Origin of the sequence: Pararhodobacter sp. CCB-MM2 (assembly GCF_001691415.1) — a bacterium.
Taxonomy (GTDB): Bacteria; Pseudomonadota; Alphaproteobacteria; order Rhodobacterales; family Rhodobacteraceae; genus Pararhodobacter.
Genome location: NZ_LRRR01000001.1, coordinates 1 through 18300, shown reverse-complemented (window position 1 = coordinate 18300; position 18300 = coordinate 1). Strand labels below are relative to the sequence as shown.

At 67.1% G+C, this 18300-nt stretch carries 19 protein-coding genes and 1 tRNA gene; 11 read left to right on the top strand and 9 right to left on the bottom strand.

Features of this window, described 5'->3' with window-relative positions:
- Positions 1–35: 35 nt before the first annotated feature.
- On the bottom strand, positions 36–2366 hold the full coding sequence (locus tag BCY78_RS00100) for a Tex family protein (RefSeq protein ID WP_068296113.1): 2331 nt from the start codon (positions 2364–2366) through the stop codon (positions 36–38).
- A gap of 63 nt (positions 2367–2429) precedes the next feature.
- On the bottom strand, positions 2430–2957 hold the full coding sequence (locus BCY78_RS00095) for a hypothetical protein (protein ID WP_068296112.1): 528 nt from the start codon (positions 2955–2957) through the stop codon (positions 2430–2432).
- Between the two features lie 110 nt (positions 2958–3067).
- On the opposite strand from BCY78_RS00095, the gene BCY78_RS00090 reads away from it, so the two are divergent.
- Positions 3068–3571 carry a DUF1643 domain-containing protein gene (locus tag BCY78_RS00090; RefSeq protein WP_068296109.1) on the top strand — a complete coding sequence of 168 codons (504 nt, stop codon included), beginning with the start codon at positions 3068–3070 and terminating at the stop codon, positions 3569–3571.
- Positions 3572–3818: 247 nt separating this feature from the next.
- Here BCY78_RS00090 and BCY78_RS00085 read toward each other — a convergent pair whose 3' ends face one another.
- On the bottom strand, positions 3819–4613 hold the full coding sequence (locus tag BCY78_RS00085; RefSeq protein WP_068296107.1) for an NAD kinase: 795 nt from the start codon (positions 4611–4613) through the stop codon (positions 3819–3821).
- A 182-nt stretch (positions 4614–4795) separates the two neighbouring features.
- On the opposite strand from BCY78_RS00085, the gene glyA reads away from it, so the two are divergent.
- From glyA to BCY78_RS00070, 3 genes are all read left to right on the top strand, one after another.
- Positions 4796–6082, top strand: a complete 1287-nt coding sequence (gene glyA / locus BCY78_RS00080) for a serine hydroxymethyltransferase (protein WP_068296105.1) — start codon at positions 4796–4798, stop codon at positions 6080–6082.
- A gap of 98 nt (positions 6083–6180) precedes the next feature.
- Positions 6181–6948: a DUF817 family protein gene (locus BCY78_RS00075; RefSeq protein WP_068296104.1), complete on the top strand. Its 768-nt coding sequence runs from the start codon at positions 6181–6183 to the stop codon at positions 6946–6948.
- 8 nt (positions 6949–6956) lie between these two features.
- Positions 6957–7730 (top strand): alpha/beta fold hydrolase, encoded by a 774-nt coding sequence (locus tag BCY78_RS00070; protein WP_068296099.1) that lies wholly within the window; start codon positions 6957–6959, stop codon positions 7728–7730.
- A gap of 2 nt (positions 7731–7732) precedes the next feature.
- Here BCY78_RS00070 and BCY78_RS00065 read toward each other — a convergent pair whose 3' ends face one another.
- The gene (locus tag BCY78_RS00065; RefSeq protein WP_233499315.1) at positions 7733–7987 is read right to left on the bottom strand and encodes a hypothetical protein; all 255 of its coding nucleotides are present in this window, start codon (positions 7985–7987) and stop codon (positions 7733–7735) included.
- A 42-nt stretch (positions 7988–8029) separates the two neighbouring features.
- Positions 8030–8356, bottom strand: a complete 327-nt coding sequence (locus tag BCY78_RS00060) for a hypothetical protein (protein WP_068296096.1) — start codon at positions 8354–8356, stop codon at positions 8030–8032.
- Between the two features lie 100 nt (positions 8357–8456).
- On the opposite strand from BCY78_RS00060, the gene BCY78_RS00055 reads away from it, so the two are divergent.
- Positions 8457–8532: transfer RNA gene (locus BCY78_RS00055), tRNA-Val, on the top strand.
- A gap of 74 nt (positions 8533–8606) precedes the next feature.
- Here BCY78_RS00055 and BCY78_RS00050 read toward each other — a convergent pair.
- The 4 genes from BCY78_RS00050 to BCY78_RS00035 all read right to left on the bottom strand — a co-directional run bounded on the left by BCY78_RS00050 (position 8607) and on the right by BCY78_RS00035 (position 11331).
- Positions 8607–9158 (bottom strand): fasciclin domain-containing protein, encoded by a 552-nt coding sequence (locus tag BCY78_RS00050; RefSeq protein WP_068296093.1) that lies wholly within the window; start codon positions 9156–9158, stop codon positions 8607–8609.
- A 184-nt stretch (positions 9159–9342) separates the two neighbouring features.
- On the bottom strand, positions 9343–9897 hold the full coding sequence (locus BCY78_RS00045) for a fasciclin domain-containing protein (protein ID WP_068296090.1): 555 nt from the start codon (positions 9895–9897) through the stop codon (positions 9343–9345).
- Positions 9898–10084: 187 nt separating this feature from the next.
- Entirely contained in the window at positions 10085–10765 is a 681-nt protein-coding gene (locus BCY78_RS00040; RefSeq protein WP_068296087.1) for an anti-sigma factor domain-containing protein, read from the bottom strand.
- On the bottom strand, positions 10762–11331 hold the full coding sequence (locus tag BCY78_RS00035) for a sigma-70 family RNA polymerase sigma factor (RefSeq protein ID WP_068296086.1): 570 nt from the start codon (positions 11329–11331) through the stop codon (positions 10762–10764). The genes BCY78_RS00040 and BCY78_RS00035 overlap by 4 nt, the downstream gene beginning before the upstream one ends.
- Positions 11332–11486: 155 nt before the next feature.
- Between BCY78_RS00035 and BCY78_RS00030 the strand changes: the two genes are divergently transcribed.
- The 6 genes from BCY78_RS00030 to BCY78_RS00005 all read left to right on the top strand — a co-directional run bounded on the left by BCY78_RS00030 (position 11487) and on the right by BCY78_RS00005 (position 18284).
- Entirely contained in the window at positions 11487–12296 is an 810-nt protein-coding gene (locus BCY78_RS00030; protein ID WP_068296083.1) for an IclR family transcriptional regulator, read from the top strand.
- Between the two features lie 14 nt (positions 12297–12310).
- The gene (locus tag BCY78_RS00025) at positions 12311–14395 is read left to right on the top strand and encodes a 3-hydroxyacyl-CoA dehydrogenase NAD-binding domain-containing protein (RefSeq protein WP_068296080.1); all 2085 of its coding nucleotides are present in this window, start codon (positions 12311–12313) and stop codon (positions 14393–14395) included.
- Between the two features lie 57 nt (positions 14396–14452).
- A complete protein-coding gene (locus BCY78_RS00020) occupies positions 14453–15643 on the top strand; it encodes an acyl-CoA dehydrogenase family protein (protein ID WP_068296077.1) in 1191 nt (396 codons plus the stop codon).
- Positions 15644–15658: 15 nt separating this feature from the next.
- Positions 15659–16672, top strand: a complete 1014-nt coding sequence (locus tag BCY78_RS00015; protein ID WP_068296074.1) for an acyl-CoA dehydrogenase family protein — start codon at positions 15659–15661, stop codon at positions 16670–16672.
- On the top strand, positions 16669–17094 hold the full coding sequence (locus tag BCY78_RS00010) for a PaaI family thioesterase (protein ID WP_068296071.1): 426 nt from the start codon (positions 16669–16671) through the stop codon (positions 17092–17094). The genes BCY78_RS00015 and BCY78_RS00010 overlap by 4 nt, the downstream gene beginning before the upstream one ends.
- 218 nt (positions 17095–17312) lie before the next feature.
- Positions 17313–18284 (top strand): quinone oxidoreductase, encoded by a 972-nt coding sequence (locus BCY78_RS00005; protein ID WP_068296069.1) that lies wholly within the window; start codon positions 17313–17315, stop codon positions 18282–18284.
- Positions 18285–18300: the final 16 nt, after the last annotated feature.

The window sequence follows — 18300 nt, the reverse complement described above, 5'->3', positions numbered from 1 at the left end:
CCTGTTGCGGATTCGCCCTCACGTTCCGGTACGGCTCAGCGTTTCTTCAGCGCATCCAGCAACGCGGCACCGAAGGCCCCGGTCTCGTCCTTCTTCGCCGGTCCCGCCGAGGCCGAGCGCGGCGGCGGGGCCCCGCGGCCACCTTTCTGCGGGCCGCTCTTCTGGTCGCGCAGGCCCTGTTGCGGGCGCGTGTCTGCGTTGTCCTTGCGCATGGTCAGGCCGATGCGCTTGCGGGCCACATCCACCTCGACCACCCGGACCGAGACCACGTCGCCCGCCTTCACCACCTCATGCGGATCCTTGACGAAGCGGTCGGCCAGCTGGCTCACATGCACGAGACCGTCCTGATGCACGCCGATGTCGACGAAGGCCCCGAAGGCCGCAACGTTGGTCACCGTGCCTTCCAGCCGCATCCCCGGCTTCAGGTCGCGGATCTCGTTCACGCCTTCGGCGAAGGTGGCGGTCTTGAACTCGGGACGCGGGTCGCGGCCGGGTTTCTCTAGTTCCGACAGGATGTCCTTCACCGTCGGCAGGCCGAAGGTCTCATCGGTGAAATCACGCGGCTCCAGCCGTTTCAGCGCGGTCGGATCTTTCATCAGCGCCGACACGTCCTTGCCCGCCGCCTTCACGATCTTCCGCGCGAGGTCATAGGCTTCCGGGTGCACCGCCGAGGCATCGAGCGGCTCGTCGCCGCCCTGGATGCGCAGGAAGCCCGCGGCCTGCTCGAACGCCTTCGGCCCCAGCCGCGCGACCTTCAACAGATCCCGGCGCTTGGCGAAGGGGCCGTTCGCATCCCGATGCGCCACCACGGATTCCGCCAGCCCCGCGCTGAGGCCCGAGACCCGGGCCAGCAGCGGCGCCGAGGCGGTGTTCAGCTCCACGCCCACCGCGTTCACCGCGTCTTCGACCACGCCGTCCAGCGCCTTGCCCAGTGCCGATTGGTTCACGTCATGCTGGTACTGGCCGACGCCGATGGCCTTGGGTTCGATCTTCACCAGTTCCGCCAGCGGGTCCTGCAGGCGCCGCGCGATCGACACCGCGCCCCTCAGCGACACGTCCAGCTCCGGGAATTCCCGCGCCGCCAGTTCGGAGGCCGAATAGACCGAGGCCCCGGCTTCCGACACTACCACCTTCACCGGGCGCGGCGAGGGCAGCTTCGACAGCAACTCCGCCACCAGCGCATCCGTCTCGCGGCTGGCGGTGCCGTTGCCAATGGCAATCAGCGCGACGCCATGCTTGCGCACCAGAGCGCCTAGCACGGCCAGCGAGCCCTGCACATCCATGCGCGGCTGGAACGGATAGACGGTCGAGGTCTCGACCACCTTGCCGGTCGCATCCACCACCGCGACCTTCACCCCGGTGCGGATACCGGGATCGAGGCCCATCGTCGCCTTCGACCCGGCGGGCGCGGCCAGCAGCAAGTCCTTGAGGTTGCGGGCGAAGACGCGGATCGCCTCGGCCTCGGCCTTCTCGCGCAGATCGGTCATCAGGTCGATGGTCAGGCTGAGTTTCAGCTTGATGCGCCAGACCCAGCCCGCGACGGTCCCGAGCCACAGATCCGCCTTGCCCGCACGCCCCACGTTGAGCGCGGTCTTCACCATGCGCTCGGCGGTGGATTCGCCCGGTGCGGCCTCGGGCTCGACGGCCAGATCCAGCGCAAGGAACCCCTCATTGCGGCCCCGGAACATCGCCAGCGCGCGGTGCGACGGCGTGCTGCCCAGCGCCTCGGAATGCTCGAAATAATCCGAGAACTTCGCGCCCTCGGATTCCTTGCCCGCGATCACCTGCGAGGTCAGCCGTGCGACGGCCAGCATATGCGCCCGCAGCTGTGCCTTCAGCGCGGCATCCTCGGTCAGGCGCTCTGCGATGATCTCGCGCGCGCCTTCCAGCGCGGCTTTCACATCCGCGACGGCCTCGGAGAGATAGCCCGCCGCCAAGGCCTCGGGATCGCCCGCGCGGTCGGCGAGGATCGCATCGGCCAGAGGCTCCAGCCCGTTCTCCCGCGCGATCATCGCCTTGGTGCGGCGCTTGGGCTTGTAGGGCAGATACAGGTCTTCCAGCACCGACTTCGTCTCGGCCGCGTTGATCGCCTTGGCCAGATCGTCGGTCAGCTTGCCCTGCTGCGCGATGGTGTCGAGGATCGTCGCCCGCCGCGCCTCCATCTCGCGCAGGTAGGACAGACGCTCGGAGAGGGTGCGCAACTGCGAATCATCGAGGCCCCCGGTCGCCTCCTTGCGGTAGCGCGCGACGAAGGGAACGGTCGCGCCCTCATCCAGCAGGGACACGGCGGCGGCCACCTGTTCGGGGCGCGCACCGATCTCGGCGGCGATCTGACGGGGAATGCGCAGCTCGGCGGGAAGGGTCACGGGAAGGCCTCTCTTCGGTTCGGGGCCGCGACCCTATCCCCGAGGCCAGCCGGGGGAAAGACCCTAGGGCCGGGCTTCGGCGCGGTTGCGCGGAGACTTGTAATCCTCGGCCACGACGGTCAGCACGCGGGTCTCCAGAACCTGTGCGCCGCCATCGCCCTGCGTGACATAGCGCAGCTCCCAGGCGCCGGTGGCAACGGGCGCGCGCAGGGCGGCGGGCCCCTCCACGGGCACCAAGGCCTCGCCGCCAGAGATGTCATCGGGGCCAGAGCCGGGGAGGGCGATCCGGATCCGGTCCGCCGGATCGCGCGGCGCATTGGCCGAGATCGCGACTGACAGTTCCGCCCCGACCGGCGCCACCATATCCAGCAATCCCAGCCCCGGCGGGACCTCCGCGACGGGCGGCGTGGGCGGGGTGCGTTCGGCCGTGTCGCTTGGCTGGGCCGAGGCCTGCGGGACGACGATGCGATGCGCCCCCTCCGAGGCGGCTTCCGGGGCGTCCTGGTTCTGGGCAAAGGCTGCGCCCGCAAGGCCAAGCGCCAGGACCCCGGTCAGGGCAAGGATCGGACGGAGAGAAGAAGATCGGATCACGAAAGGCGCCTCACGCTGGGGTTGTGCCCAGTCTAGCGGCCTGCCTGCGCTTGGCCAAGAGGGCGCGGTCCAAGCCTTCCCGCCCTCCATGCCACGGTGTAGAAGACGGCATGATCACCCGCACCCATACCAAGGGCGACGCGCCCTCGACCGCCGTCTACTCCCCCTGCGAAGCTTTCCGCTACACGCTGACCCGGACGTGGGATCCGGCTGGCCGCAAGGTGCTGTTCGTGATGCTCAACCCCTCCACCGCGACAGAGGTGCAGAACGACCCCACCGTCGAACGCTGCGAACGTCGCGCGCGTGCGCTCGGCTATGGCTCGTTCCGGGTCTGCAACATCTTCGCCTATCGGGCGACGGACCCGAAGGTCATGCGCGCCCAAACCGATCCCGTCGGCCCCGCCAACGACGCCGCCATCCTCGCCGGTGCCGATTGGGCGGATACCGTGGTCTGCGCCTGGGGCACCCACGGCGCCCACAAGGGCCGCGGCGCCGAGGTCGAGTCGCTGCTGCGAGCGACGGGCAAGCCGCTCTACCACCTTGGGATCAGCAAGGAAGGCCACCCCAAACACCCGCTCTACATTGCCTATGCTCACCAACCGGAAGCGTGGTGATCCGGAAAAGAGCGTATTTTCGGCAGAATGAAAGCCTGTTTGCATTTCCTCTGCCCAATGCCGCGTGAGTATTTGCAACAAGGTGAGAGAGGGCGCCGCGCCTCTGCCCATCTTCGTTCCGAAAATATCCCGGGGGTGAGCCCGCAGGGCGAGGGGGCAGAGCCCCCTGTGCCGAGCGAAGCGAGGCCCGGTCGCCCGAGACCTGCGTGGCGGAGCCATGCCGGGTGAGGGCGAAACCCCTCCCGACTTAGAAGAACTGCTCGCGGATCAGGCGCTCTTCCAGCCCGTGACCGGGGTCGAACAACAGCCGATGGCGCACCTTGCGGTCGGATTGCACCTCGACCGAGACGACATCACGCACCGATTGCCCGTCGCCCTCGGCCATCACCGGGCGTTTGGCCGCGTCCAGGACATCGAAACGCACCGAGGCACGTTTGGGCAACAGCGCGCCGCGCCAGCGGCGGGGGCGGAAGGCGGCGATCGGGGTCAGGGCCAGCACATCCGCGCCGATCGGCAGGATTGGGCCATGCGCCGAGTAGTTATAGGCGGTGGAACCGGCAGGCGTCGCGACCAGCGCGCCGTCGCAGACCAGCTCTTCCATCCGCACCCGTCCGTCGATGGAGATCCGCAGCCGCGCCGCCTGAGGCCCGGCGCGCAGGAGCGAGACCTCGTTGATCGCCAACGCCTCGTGCACCCGGCCCTGCGTATCCGTGGCCCTCATCGCCAGCGGGTTCAGCACATTCTCCTGTGCCGCTGCCAGCCGGGCGGGCAGGTCCACGGTGTCATAAGTGTTCATCAGGAAGCCGACGGTGCCGCGATTCATGCCGTAGACCGGCACGTCGCGGTGCTGCGTCGCGTGCAGCGTCTCCAGCATGAAGCCGTCGCCGCCGAGTGCCACGATCACCCCCGCCTGCGCCAAGGGCGCGTCGCCATAAAGCGCGACCAGCTCCTCGCGCGCCAGCTGCGCGGCCTCGGTCTGGCTGGCAAGGAAGACGATGGGCCCTCGCCGTTCGGGTTGTGCCCCCGCAACTTCTTCCGGCACGTCGCTCTCCGTTTCAGCCCTGCGCCACAGGTTTCGCAAATGCGCGCCGGGCTCGCAATCGGAAAGGCCATTTCGCATAAGGCCGCCAATGCGGCGTTTTCATCCCTATCCCGCCGCGCGCCCCTGCGATAAAGAGCGCGCAACCCGCCTAGACCCGCCACCGACCCATGCCGGAGACGCCCATGACTGCCCCTGAAGGTTTCTTCACCGAAGAGCTCGCCACCCGTGATCCCGAGATCGCCCGCGCCATTGGCCTCGAACTGGGTCGCCAGCGCGACGAGATCGAGCTGATCGCCTCGGAAAACATCGTCTCGAAGGCGGTGATGGAGGCTCAGGGCTCGGTGATGACCAACAAATACGCCGAGGGTTATCCGGGCAAGCGCTACTATGGCGGCTGCCAATACGTCGACATCGCCGAGGAACTGGCGATCGAGCGCGCGAAGCAGCTCTTCGGCTGCAACTTCGCCAACGTTCAGCCGAACTCGGGCAGCCAGATGAACCAGGCCGTGTTCCTGGCGCTGCTGCAGCCGGGCGACACCTTCATGGGCCTCGACCTGAACTCGGGTGGCCACCTGACCCACGGCTCGCCCGTGAACATGTCGGGCAAATGGTTCAACGTCGTGTCCTACGGCGTGCGCCAGCAGGACCAGATGCTGGACATGGATGAAGTCCGCGCCAAGGCGCGCGAGCACAAGCCGAAGCTGATCCTCGCCGGCGGCACCGCCTATTCGCGCACCTGGGATTGGGCTGCTTTCCGCGAGATCGCCGACGAGATCGGCGCGATCCTGCATGTCGACATGGCGCATATCGCCGGTCTCGTGGCCGGTGGTCAGCACCCCTCGCCGCTGCCGCATGCGCATGTCGTGACCACCACCACGCACAAGTCGCTTCGCGGCCCGCGCGGCGGCATGATCCTGTGCAACGACGAGGCGATCGCCAAGAAGATCAACTCGGCCGTGTTCCCCGGTCTGCAGGGCGGCCCGCTGATGCATGTCATCGCCGCCAAGGCCGTGGCCTTCGGTGAAGCGCTGCGCCCCGAGTTCCAGGACTATGCCGCGCAGATCGTGAAAAACGCGCAGGCGATGGCCGACCAGCTGATGAAGGGTGGCATTGATATCGTCTCGGGCGGTACCGACAACCACCTGATGCTGGCCGACCTGCGCCCGAAGAAGGTGACCGGCAAGGCCGCCGAGGCTGCGCTGGGCCGCGCCCATATCACCTGCAACAAGAACGGCGTGCCGTTTGACCCGGAGAAGCCCTTCGTGACCTCGGGCATCCGTCTGGGCACCCCGGCCGGCACCACGCGCGGCTTCAAGGAAGCCGAGTTCCGCGACATCGCCGACTGGATCGTCGAAGTGGTCGATGGCCTCGCCGCCAATGGCGATGAGGGCAATGCCGCCGTCGAGGCCGCCGTGCGCGACAAGGTGAAGGCGCTCTGCGACCGCTTCCCGCTCTACGCGGGCCTCTGAGGGGCCGCGCCGTGAGCGGCGCCGCCACCAGACAACTGGAGCGCGCGTTGGGCGACTTCGTCCGCGCGCGTCTGCCGGCTTCCGCCAGGGAGCCGGCTATGTTCGTTTTGAAACACCTTTGGGCCGGCCTGTTCGGCGGCGTTCTGATGGTGGCGATCGCCGTGTCGAACGCCATCTGGAACGATGCCTGGCCGGTCGCACGCTACGACGTGCTTCTGGTGCTGGCCGTGGTCGTGCAGGGCCTGTTCCTGCTTTTCCGCCTTGAATCGCGGGAAGAAGTCCTGGCGCTGGTCGGTTTCTCGATCCTCGGGCTGGGGATGGAGATCTACAACACCGCCGCCGGCAACTGGACCTATCCTGAGGAAGGCGTCTTCGCCGTCGCCCATGTGCCGCTGTTCGTGGGCGCGATGTATTCGGCCGTGGGCGTCTGCGTCTTGCGCATGATCCGCATTTTCGAGATGAGCTTCGTCCCCTTCCCGCCGAAATGGGCGGGCGTGGCGCTGGGCATCGCCATCTACATCAACTTCTTCACCCAGCATTTCCTCTACGATATCCGGATCGTGCTGTTCGTGCTGCTGATCGTGTTGTTCTGGCGCACCCGGATCGAGTTCACCCCGTTCAAGGGCCGGCGCTGGTCGATGCCGATGCTGGCCTCGTTGTTCTTCTCGGCGCTGGGCGTCTGGCTGGCCGAGAACCTCGGTACCATCACCGGCACATGGGCCTATGACGGGCAGTCGCAATACGAATGGGTCAGCCTTGCCACGCTTGGCTCCTGGGCGCTGTTCCTTTATGTCGCGCTCATGGTGGCGCTGGCGGCCCTGCCCGGGGCGACGCGCCGCAGCCATATTCCGCGCCCAACCGCCTGAGGCCCGCCATGCCCCTGTTGACCACCACCCGCTACGGCACGCCCACCGCGCTGCCGCCGCTGCTGATCGTGCACGGGCTGTTCGGCTCGGGCCGGAACTGGGGTGCGATTGCCAAGCGGATCTCGGACAGTCGCGAGGTCGTCTCGGTCGACATGCGCAACCATGCCGGCAGCTTCTGGGATGAGGACCATTCCTATCCCGCCATGGCCGCCGATCTGGCCGCGGTGATCGAAGCCGAGGGGCATCCGATGGACGTCATGGGCCATTCGATGGGCGGCAAGGCCTCAATGCTGCTGGCGCTGACCCGGCCCGAGCTGGTCAACCGCCTCGTCGTCGCCGATATCGCGCCGGTGGCTTACGGTCACAGCCAGAACCACCTGATCGCAGCGATGCGGGGCTTGGATCTGACCGATCTGACCAGCCGGATGGAGGCCGACCGCCGCCTGTCCGAAACGGTGGACGATGCCGGTGTCCGCGCGTTCCTGCTGCAATCGCTGGATCTGAAGGCCGAGCCACCGCGCTGGCGCCTCAACCTCGATGTGCTGGAGCGGTGCATGACCAACGCGACCGGCTGGGTTGATGACAGCGGCCTCACGCCCTTCGCCAAGCCCGTCCTGTTCCTGACCGGCGCCGTTTCCGACTACGTCAAGCGCGAGGATCGCGAGCATATCCGCGAACTGTTCCCCGAGGCCAAGATGGCCAAGCTGCCCGGCGCCGGCCATTGGCTGCACGCCGAGAAGCCACGCGAATTCGAGGCGGCGCTTCGGGTGTTCCTCGACTGATCTCAGAGGGTCTGCAGCTTCTTCGCCACCAGCCAGACGACGGGCAGGGCGACGATGGCCCCGATCAGCGCCGAGACGATGATCGACTGCATATCGTACATGTTGAGCGATACGGCCACCACGACGCCGATACCGGCCAAGGTCGTGCCGGCGATGGAATAAAGCAGCATCATCAATCTGAACATCTTGGGTCCCTCACGCTTTGACGTGGCGCGATCCTGCGAGGGATCGGGCGTGGCGGCCTTGATCCAGCGCAAGTTTCCGCATTTTGCATGCGTATTTTAGAATGTATGTGAGACTCAGCTTTCCGGGGTGGCCCCGCCGGAAGGGCAGCGCATACGGAAATTCATCACCCCGCTGTCGCCCTCGGCCGAGCCTTCGATCATCGCGCAGCCGGTGACGGTTTCGGCCGCGACCCGCATGGCACCCAGAATCGCCACATGTTCGGGGCGCCTTGCATAACCCATGCGGATCACCTGCACGCGGGGGCGGGCTTCGCCGGGGCGGTGATAGACGCGGTATTCGCGGTTCTCGATGGTGATCGGGGTTTCCTCGGCGCCCCAATAGGCCCGGTCGGGCGAGGCGCAGGCGGCGAGACACAGCAACAGGGGGCACAGGATACGCATGGCAACAGCCTGCGCTCGGTGTGGTTAACAAGGGATTAACTAGCCTCTCCTCAGCCGAGCCCTTGCGGCCTCCGCGCGGCTTGGCTATCAGGGTCGGCGCGGGTGATTAGCTCAGTTGGTAGAGCGTCTCGTTTACACCGAGAATGTCGGCGGTTCGAGTCCGTCATCACCCACCATTCCTCCAGATCACCGCATAAAGAAGACCCCGACGCGAGGGGCGCCGGGGCCAAGTCTCCAGTTCTGCGCTGGATTACATTGCCGGCAGCAGGACGTGGTCGATGACATGGATCACGCCGTTCGACTGGCGCACGTCGGCGATGGTCACGGCGGCGCGGTTGCCCTGACCGTCCTCGATGGTGATCACGCCGCCCTCATTGCGGGCGGTGAACTGGCAGCCGCCGACGGTGGTCACGGTATGGGCGCCACCATCGGCGCGGACCATGCCGTTGATGTCACCCCACAGCGCGCGGGTCGGCACCACGTGGCAGGTCAGCACCTGCACCAGCATGTCGCGATTCTCGGGCTTCAGCAGGTCGTCGACCGTGCCCTCGGGCAGCATGGCGAAGGCGGCATTCGTGGGGGCGAAGACGGTGAAGGGACCCTCGCCCTGCAGCGTCTCGACCAGACCGGCGGCCTGCACGGCGGCGACGAGCGTGGTGTGGTCGGCCGAGTTCACGGCGTTCTCGACGATGTTGCGGTTCTCAAACATCGGTGCGCCGCCGACGTTGGGGTTGTTGACAGCTTGCGACAGGCCGGCGGTCAGCAGGGTGACGGCGGCGGCGGTGATGGCGATCTTGTGCATGGTCTTCCTCCCGTTGATCGGACCCTCCCGAGGTCCATGGCTCAGCAACGGAGGCGCAAGGGCGCAAGTTTCAGCACGGGTGAAAAAGGTTCCGCGCGGTAGATCACGGATGCGTGAGGCGGTGGGCAAAGAAAAAGGGCCCCGGCGATTGCCGGAGCCCTCTCTAGGTGCCGTAGCGTGGCGATTACATCGCCGGCATCAGAACGTGGTCGATCACATGGATCACACCGTTCGACTGGGCCACGTCGGCCTGCGTCACGGTGGCGACCGTGCCGTTCTCGTCGCGGATCTCGATCGGGCCCGTGGTGGTGGTCTGCATCAGGCGCAGCGTGCAGCCACCCACGGTCTCGACAGGGTGCGAGCCACCGTCGGCCTGGATCATCGCTTCGATATCCGCCGAGAAGGCCGCGGTCGGGATCACGTGGCACCCCAGAACGGTCTGCAGCTGCTCAAGGTTCTCGGGCTTCAGCAGGTCATCGACCGCGCCCTCGGGCAGCATGGCGAAGGCCTCGTTGGTGGGGGCCAGCACGGTGAACGGACCTTCGCCCATCAGCGTGTCGGCGAGACCCGCGGCCTGAACGGCGGCAACCAGCGTGGTGTGGTCGGCCGAGTTCATCGCATTCTCGACGATGTTGCGGTCGGGGAACATTTCGGCGCCGCCGACCATCGGGTTTTCGGCCATGGCCATCGACGAACCCAGAGCGGTGGCGGTGGCAAGTGCAGCAACAAACATCTTCATCGGAAAACTCCTGTCATTCGTGGGCTTCATTGCCCTATGGCCCCAAGTACGAGGCGATTTCCGGCAGAGTTTCAGGCGCTTGAATTTTCTTTGGTCACAGGGGCGTGAGGCCGCGCGGGGCCGCAGGGCATGAAAAAACCGGCGCCGCGGGGGCGCCGGTTTCAAAGGTCGGGACAGGGCAGGGGCCTCAGTCGTAAGCCAGGGGACCGGCCATCAGCACCGGGCCGGTCGGCGCGCCATCCGGGGCCCCGCCCTCGGGTTCGAGGCTGACGGCCAGCGTGATCCCTTCGTCCAGCTCGGTCGGGATTTCGACCCGGTCGCCGCGCAGCAGACCCAGCGAGCGTGGGACGCCGTCGGAACCGATCGCCCAGAGTTCATAGTCGTGGCCGACCTCGGCCTCAGGGCCCGACTGCGCAACCTCGAGGATACCGGCGCGGAAGCTGGCGTCGAAGGCCAAGGCATCGCCCTGCAGGTGCGCGACCAGCGGCGGCTGGACCGCGGGCCAGAACGTCACCACCAGCGCGACCAGCGCCGCCGTCAGCGCGCCGCCGAACCACAGCCGCCAGATCGACCGGGCCGAGGGCGCGGCGGCCGGCGAGCCGGGTTCGGGCACCGGGTTGGGGAACAGGTCGGCTTCGATGCGGGGATAGGTCTCGGGGCTGACCGGACCGTCCTTGTAGGCCGCGTTCAAGATCGCCAGCCGCCCTTCCCAGGCGGCGATGCGTTCGGCGAAGGCGCCGTCTAGCTCGGCCCGGTCCTTGGCGGCTTGCCGTTCGTCGCCGGGCAACACGCCCAGCACGTATTCCGCCGCGAGCATGTCGTCGCGGTCGTCCTGTGGCCAATCGTCGGGATGTATCGTCTCGCTCATCTGTCCATGCACTCCCGCAGGCGGATCAGGCCGCGACGCAGCCAGGTTCGCATCGTGTTGAGGGGGACGCCATGGCGTTCGGACAGGTCGAGATAGGACATCCCCTCGATATAGGCCCCGCGCACGGCGGCGGCACGATCATTTTCCAGCTCGTCGAAGCAATCCATGACGCGCCGGGCCTCGCCCCGCGCGACGAGCCGGTCCTCGACCCCGGCCGCGCTGTCGGCAACGCGGTCGAGCGGGTCCTGCCCGTCGGCATCGCGGGCGACCTCCTGCCGCAGGCCCTGCCGTTCGGGCCGGGCGCGCAGGCGGTCCAGCGCATGGTTGCGCGCCACGGCAATCAGCCAGCTCAAGCCCGCCCCCCGTTCGGGGCGGTATTGCGCGGCGCGTTGCCAGACGCGGACATAGATTTCCTGCATGGCGTCATCCACCTCGGTTCTGTTGCCGAGGATACGGTGCAGGACGCCGGAAAGTTTCGGGGATGTCTCGGCATAAAGATGCCGGAAGGCGTCGCGATCATGGGTCGCAGTGGCCTGCAGCAGGCGGCCGATCGGGTCGTCGGTCACGGAGGCTCCTTCTCGCCAACAAGCCGAAGGGGTCCGGCTTTGCGATTGACGTAGCGCCCAAACGCCCCACGTCCAGCATTGAAGGCTAGACAGGCCGGGTCGCCTTGGCTAGGCATATTCTGCATAGAGAATGCCATTCCAGAATAGGGGGGAGAATGGTCGCCGAGGATCTGCAACAGGTCCGTCCCGTGGGCGCGCTGGTCCAGTCCCTGCGCATCCTGCGTCACCTCGCGGCCATTGGTCGACCCGAAGGGGTCAACGCGATTGCCCGGGCAGCCGGCGTCAATCCCTCCACCTGCTTCAACATCCTGCGCACGCTGGCAGCCGAGGGGCTGGTCAGCTTCGATGCGCAGGACAAGAGCTACCGCCCGGCGCTGGGCCTTGTCGAGCTGGCGGTCGGCGTGCTGGGTACCAATCCCGGCGACCTGATCCGCCCCGAATTGCAGCGCCTCGCGGACGATTACGGCGTGCTGATGTGCCTGTGGCATATCACCGGCGACGACCGCATCGTCCTGATCGAGCGCGCCTTCGACCCCTCCGCCACGCGCGTCGACCTGCCCTTGGGCAAGCGCCTGCCGGCCTATACCGGCGGCGTGGGGCGGGTTCTGGCCGCCCATCGCGCCCTGCCGCAACCAGAGATCCACGCCCATTTCGAGGCCCTGCGCTGGCAGGCCGCGCCCTCATTCGAGGATTACGCGGCCTCGGTCACTGACGCCGCGCAGCATGGCTACGCGATGGACCTTGGGCAGCTTTATGTCGGCGTCGACGTGGTCGGCGCCCTGATCGTCGACGCCGGCGGTGTGGCGCGCTACGGTATTTCGTCGATCTCGCTCGCGGGACAGATGGATGCCGCCGCCCGCCGCGCCATCGGCGAGGATCTTGCCCGCACCGGGCTGCGTCTCGGTGCCCAGCTTTTCGCCCTGCCTGCAACGGGCAGCGCGCCATCCCCTACGCTTAAGACCTGAGAGGAGACACCCCGATGGAAGGTCCCGTCCGCTACGAATCCCATGGCGACATCGCCGTCATCCGCATCGACAATCCGCCGGTGAACGCCACCTCGCATGCAGTGCGCGAGGGGTTGGTCGCCGCCGCCGACAAATTCGCCGCCTCGCCCGAGAAGGTCGCGGTGCTGGTGGCCGAGGGTCGCACCTTCATCGCCGGCGCCGACATCACCGAATTCGGCAAGACGCCCAAAGAGCCGCATCTGCCCGACGTCATCAACCGCATCGAAGCCAGCGAGAAGCCCGTGGTCTGCGTGATCCATGGCACGGCGCTGGGCGGCGGGTTCGAGGTCGCTTTGGGCTGCCATTACCGCGTGATGCTGCGCGGCGCGCGGATCGGCCTGCCCGAGGTCAACCTCGGCCTCATCCCCGGCGCGGGCGGCACGCAGCGCCTGCCACGCCTGATCGGCATCGTCCCGGCGGCTGAGATTTTCACCAGTGCCAATCAGGTGAAGGCCGAGGATTGCCTCGCCTTGGGCATCGTCGATGAGTTGTCGAATGCGGATCCCTTCGAGGCCGGCATGGACTTCGCCCGCAAGGTGCTGGCCGAAGGCCTGCCCGTGCGCCGCGTCAGCGAGATGTCGGTGCCGCCGACTGATGCGGACTCGCTGGCTGCGCTAAAGAAGAAGGTCGCCAAGGCCAATCCGGGCCATGTCTGCCACCTGACCGGCATCGATGTCGCGGTCGAGGGCACCAAGCTGCCCTTCACCGAGGGCATGAAGATGGAGCGCGCCGCCTTCTGGGAACTGATGCAGACCCCGCAGCGCGCGGCGATGATCCATGCCTTCTTCTCGGAGCGCAAAGTCGCCAGCCTGCCGGAACTCAAGGGCGTCGCCCCGCGCGAGTTGAACCATGTCGGCGTGATCGGCGGCGGTACGATGGGCGGCGGCATCGCGGTCTCGGCCCTGCTCAACGGCCTGACCGTCACCCTGATCGAGCGCGATGCCGAGGCCGTCGAAAAGGCCCATAACGGCATCGCCCGGACGCTGGCGGACAGTGTGAAGCGCGGCAAGCTTGGCGCGGATGCGCGCGACATGCTGCTGGCCGACCGGCTCATGGTCACCGACGATTACGCCAAGCTCTCGACCGCCGATCTGGTGATCGAGGCGGTGTTCGAATCGATGGAGGTGAAGAAGGACGTCTTCACCAAGCTCGACGCCGTCTGCAAGCCGGGCGCGGTGCTGGCCTCGAACACCTCGTATCTGGACGTGGACGAGATCGCCGCCATGACCTCGCGCCCGCAGGACGTGATCGGACTGCATTTCTTCTCGCCTGCGCATGTGATGCGGCTTCTGGAAATCGTCGTCGCTGCCAAGACTGCGCCCGAGGTCGTCGCCACCGGCTTCGCGCTGGCCAAGAAGCTGAAGAAGGTCCCGGTCCGCGCCGGGGTCTGCGACGGCTTCATCGGCAACCGCATCCTGAAGACCTATCGCACCGCCGCCGACATCATGGTGCTGGAAGGCGCCTCGCCCTTCCAGATCGACAAGGCGCTGACGGATTTCGGCTTCGCGATGGGGCCCTATGCCGTGGCCGACCTTGCCGGCATCGACATCGGCTACCTGACCCGCAAACGCCTCGCGCCCTCGCGCAAGCCGGGCGAGCGTTGGGGCGAATGGGGCGATGCGCTCTATGAACTCGGGCGTCTGGGCCGCAAGTCGGGCCGGGGGCACTACATCTACGATGAGGCCTCGCCCAAGGGTCGTCCCGACCCCGAGGTCGAGGAGATCATCGCCAAGGAGCGCGCCCGCAAGGGCATCACCCCGCGCGATTTCACCGATCAGGAGATCGTCGAGCGCTACATGGCCTCGATGGTCAACGAGGGCGCGAAGGTCGTGGGCGAGGGCATCGCGCTGCGTCCGCTCGATGTCGATGTGACCAAGCTGTTCGGCTACGGCTTCCCGCGTTTCCGGGGTGGCCCGATGCATTACGCCGACACGCTGGGCCTGCCCGCCGTGCTGGCCACGATCGAGGAGGCCCACAAGGCCGGGGACGAGATCTTCGCGCCCGCGCCGCTGCTTCAGCAACTGGTGGCCGAGGGCAAGACCTTCGCCAGCCTGAACTGACGATCCCGGGCCGGCGGCCACGTCGCCGGCCCTTTGCCATTGCCCGGGGAGGGGACCATGGACCTGAACTACACCGAGGAGGAAGTGGCCTTCCGCGACGCGGTACGCAGCTTCCTGAAGACGCAACTGCCCGAGGAAATCGCCCGCAAGGGGGCCGAGGCCCGGCCGCTGACCAAGGCCGATTACGACCTGTGGCATTCCCGCCTGAACGAGGCCGGTTATCTCGCCGGCTCGTGGCCGAAAAAATTCGGCGGGGCGGAATGGTCGGCAGTGCAGAAGCACATCTTCGAGGAGGAAAGCGCGCTCGCCCATGCGCCGCGCATCGTCCCCTTCGGCGTGGCGATGCTGGCCCCTGTGCTGCAGGCCTTCGGCTCGAAGGAGCAGCAGGACTATTACCTGCCCCGCATCTTGTCGGGCGAGGATTGGTGGTGTCAGGGCTATTCCGAACCGGGCGCCGGCTCGGATCTGGCCTCGCTCAAGACCCGCGCCGTGCGCGAGGGCGATCATTACATCGTCAACGGCCAGAAGACCTGGACCACGCTCGGCCAATACGCCAACAAGATCTTCTGCCTCGTGCGGACCGGTACCGAGGGCAAGCCGCAAGAAGGGATCAGCTTCCTCCTGATCGACATGGACACGCCGGGGATCGAGGTCCGGCCGATCATCCTGATCGACGGCGTGCATGAGGTGAACGAGGTCTGGTTCACCGATGTGAAGGTCCCGGTCGAAAATCTCGTCGGCAAGGAGAACGAGGGCTGGACCTATGCCAAGTACCTCCTGACCCATGAGCGCACCGGCATCGCCGGCGTCGGTTTCGCCACCGCCGGCCTGCAATCCCTCAAACGCATCGCCAAGACCGAGATGCAGAACGGCCGCCCGCTGGCCGAGGACCCGTTCTTCGCCGCCCGCCTTGCCCGGATCGAGATCGACCTGATGGCCATGGCGACCTTCAACCTGCGCACCGTCGCGGGGGCGGATGCCGGCAAGGCGCCGGGGGCGGAAAGCTCGATGCTGAAGGTCCGCGGCTCGATCCTGCGCCAGCAGATCAACGACCTCGCCCGCCGCGCGATCGGGCCTTGGGCGCAGCCCTTCGTCTCGGAACAGCTGGAGGGCAACCTCTATCATCCGGGGCCGGATCATGCGGCGCGGGCCACGAACACCTATCTGAACAACCGCAAGATCTCGATCTATGGCGGTTCGAACGAGGTGCAGCGCGGCATCATCACCAAAGCCATTCTGGGACTGTAAGGGGCGGGCTGGAACATGGATTTCAATCACACCGAAGAACGCCGGATGCTGGCGGATTCGCTGCGCCGCTCGCTGGAACGTGGCGCGGATTGGGCGGCTTTGGCGGAGCTCGGCGTCCTCGGCGCGCTGTTCACCGAGGATGAGGGCGGCTTCGGCGGCCAGGGCTTCGACATCGCCGTGGTGTTCGAGGAACTGGGCCGCGCCGGCGCCTCGGCCCCGGTGCTGGAGGCGGGCCTTGCGGGCGGGCTTCTGGCCGATGCGGGCCGCGCCGATCTGGTCGAACAGGTCATCGCGGGCACGCTGAAGGTGACACTTGCGCATTCGGAACCGGGCCTGCGCTATGACCTCGGGCCGATCACCACCTCCGCCGCCTCGGGCACGGTCACTGGCCGCAAGTCCTTCGTCACCAACGCCGATGGTGCGGATCGGCTGGTGGTCTCGGCGCTGGAAGACGGCGCGGTCGCCCTGTTCCTCGTCGATCCCAAATCCGAGGGCGTGTCACTACATACGACGCCGGCGCTGATGGGCGGCACGATCAGCGAAGTGACGCTCGACCGCGCCCCGGCCGAACGTCTGGGATTGGCTGAGACGCTGGAAACCCGACTCGCCGCCGCCACCCTCGCCGTCTGCGCCGATGCGCTGGGGGCGATGGAGACCGCGAAGGCGATGACGCTGGATTACCTGCGCACCCGCAAGCAATTCGGCGTGCCGATCGGCAAGTTCCAGGCGCTGCAGCACCGCATGGCCGATGTGGCGATCGAGATCGAGATGGCGCGCTCGGCGGTCATCAACCTCGCCGGCCATCTCAGCGATGCGGCCCCCACGCGGGACCGCCATGTCAGCGCGACGAAGAACCTTACAGCGCGTGCCGCGCATCTGGTGGCCGAGGAGGCGATCCAGATGCACGGCGGCATCGCCATGACCGAGGAATACGCGCTCTCCGACATCTCGCGTCGCCTCTTCGCGGTCGATCACCGCTTCGGCGATGAGGATTGGCACCTCGCCCGCTTCATCCGGCTCTCGGCATGAGCGACGGCTCTCAAGAACGCCCCCAAGAACGCCCGTGGCACGACGCCACGGGCACCGCAAAGCTCCTCGGCCTGACCCTCGCGCTTACCCCCGGTGAAGGCGCCGCCGTCAGCATGCGGGTCACGCCTGACCACGCCAACCGCCACGGCAACCTGCACGGCGGATTGATCTCCACCGTTCTCGACACCGCGATGGGGGCCACCGCCAGCTACATCCGCGGCGACGAAGGCAAGGTCCCCTTCTCGACCATCTCGATGAACGTGAACTTCCTCGCGCCGATGCCGATGGGCGGCACGATCACCGCCACGGGTCGCGTGATGGGCGGTGGCTACAAGACCGTCTTCATCGAAGGCGTGGCCCGCTCGGACGACGGCACAATCGTCGCCCAAGCCACCGGCACCTTCAAACGCGCGCCCATCTGAACCAAGCGCCAACGCCCCTCTCATCTTTGCTCCAGAAATATCCTCGGGGGTGAGGCCGCAGGCCGAGGGGGCAGACAGCCCCCTCCTTCGTGCCGAGCGAAGCGAGGCACCCGGTCGCCCGAAACCTGCGTGGCGCAGCCATGCCGGACGAGGGCGAAACACCTTGCCGCGCCCCCTCGCGCGGGCCATCTTCCCCGCAACACGCAAGGGAGGCCCACATGGCAAAGACCGTCATCATCGAGAAAACCGGCGGACCCGAGGTCCTGACCATCTCCGACCGCCCGGTGGGCGAGCCCGGCCCAGGCGAGATCCGCATCCGCCACAAGGCCGTGGGCCTCAATTTCATCGATTGCTACCAGCGCTCGGGCCTCTACCCGATGCAGCTGCCCTCGGGTCTGGGTCGTGAGGCCGCGGGGATCGTCGAGGCCGTGGGCGAGGGGGTCACCCACTTGAAGGTCGGCGACCGCGCCGCCTATGCCGCCGCCGTCACCGGGGCCTATTGCGAAGCATGGGTGATGCCGGCCGCGCAGGTCTGCCCGCTGCCCGACGGCATCTCGTTCGAGGAAGGTGCGGCGATGATGCTCAAGGGCATGACCGTCGAATACCTCTTCCACCGCACCACGCCCCTGAAGAAAGGTGACACCGTCCTGTTCCACGCGGCCGCCGGCGGCGTGGGCCTCATTGCCTGCCAATGGGCCAAGAGCGAGGGCATCAACCTCATCGCGACCGCCGGCTCGGATGCGAAATGCCAGCTGGCGCTGGACCATGGCGCAGATCACGCGATCAACTACAACACCGAGGATTTCCCGGCCCGCGTCATGGAGCTGACCGGCGGCAAGGGCGTCGATGTGGTGATGGATTCGGTTGGCGCCTCGACCTGGGAAGGCTCGCTGGCCTCACTGAAACCGCTGGGCATGATGGTCTCCTTCGGCAGCGCCTCGGGCCCGGTGCCGGCTTTCACGCTGGCCTCGCTGGCGACAAAATCGTTGAAGGTGACGCGGCCCACGCTGTTCACCCATATCACCCAGCATGAGGATTGCCAGGCGATGGCGAAGCATCTGTTCGACAAGGTGCTCTCGGGCGCGGTGACGATCCGGATCGATCAGCGCTTCCCGCTGGACGAGGTCCGCGCGGCGCATGAGGCGCTGGAGGCGCGCAAGACCACGGGTTCGACGATCCTCACCGTGTAAGAAAGAAGCGAGGGGG

Coding starts and splice junctions, on each gene's coding strand:
- BCY78_RS00050 (WP_068296093.1), bottom strand. CDS start 9,158: ATGCACAAGATCGCCATCACCGCCGCCGCCGTCACCCTGCTGACCGCC.
- BCY78_RS00060 (WP_068296096.1), bottom strand. CDS start 8,356: ATGCGTATCCTGTGCCCCCTGTTGCTGTGTCTCGCCGCCTGCGCCTCG.
- BCY78_RS00015 (WP_068296074.1), top strand. CDS start 15,659: ATGGATTTCAATCACACCGAAGAACGCCGGATGCTGGCGGATTCGCTG.
- BCY78_RS00045 (WP_068296090.1), bottom strand. CDS start 9,897: ATGAAGATGTTTGTTGCTGCACTTGCCACCGCCACCGCTCTGGGTTCG.
- BCY78_RS00020 (WP_068296077.1), top strand. CDS start 14,453: ATGGACCTGAACTACACCGAGGAGGAAGTGGCCTTCCGCGACGCGGTA.
- BCY78_RS00010 (WP_068296071.1), top strand. CDS start 16,669: ATGAGCGACGGCTCTCAAGAACGCCCCCAAGAACGCCCGTGGCACGAC.
- BCY78_RS00090 (WP_068296109.1), top strand. CDS start 3,068: ATGATCACCCGCACCCATACCAAGGGCGACGCGCCCTCGACCGCCGTC.
- BCY78_RS00025 (WP_068296080.1), top strand. CDS start 12,311: ATGGAAGGTCCCGTCCGCTACGAATCCCATGGCGACATCGCCGTCATC.
- BCY78_RS00030 (WP_068296083.1), top strand. CDS start 11,487: ATGGTCGCCGAGGATCTGCAACAGGTCCGTCCCGTGGGCGCGCTGGTC.
- BCY78_RS00040 (WP_068296087.1), bottom strand. CDS start 10,765: ATGAGCGAGACGATACATCCCGACGATTGGCCACAGGACGACCGCGAC.
- glyA (WP_068296105.1), top strand. CDS start 4,796: ATGACTGCCCCTGAAGGTTTCTTCACCGAAGAGCTCGCCACCCGTGAT.
- BCY78_RS00005 (WP_068296069.1), top strand. CDS start 17,313: ATGGCAAAGACCGTCATCATCGAGAAAACCGGCGGACCCGAGGTCCTG.
- BCY78_RS00070 (WP_068296099.1), top strand. CDS start 6,957: ATGCCCCTGTTGACCACCACCCGCTACGGCACGCCCACCGCGCTGCCG.
- BCY78_RS00075 (WP_068296104.1), top strand. CDS start 6,181: ATGTTCGTTTTGAAACACCTTTGGGCCGGCCTGTTCGGCGGCGTTCTG.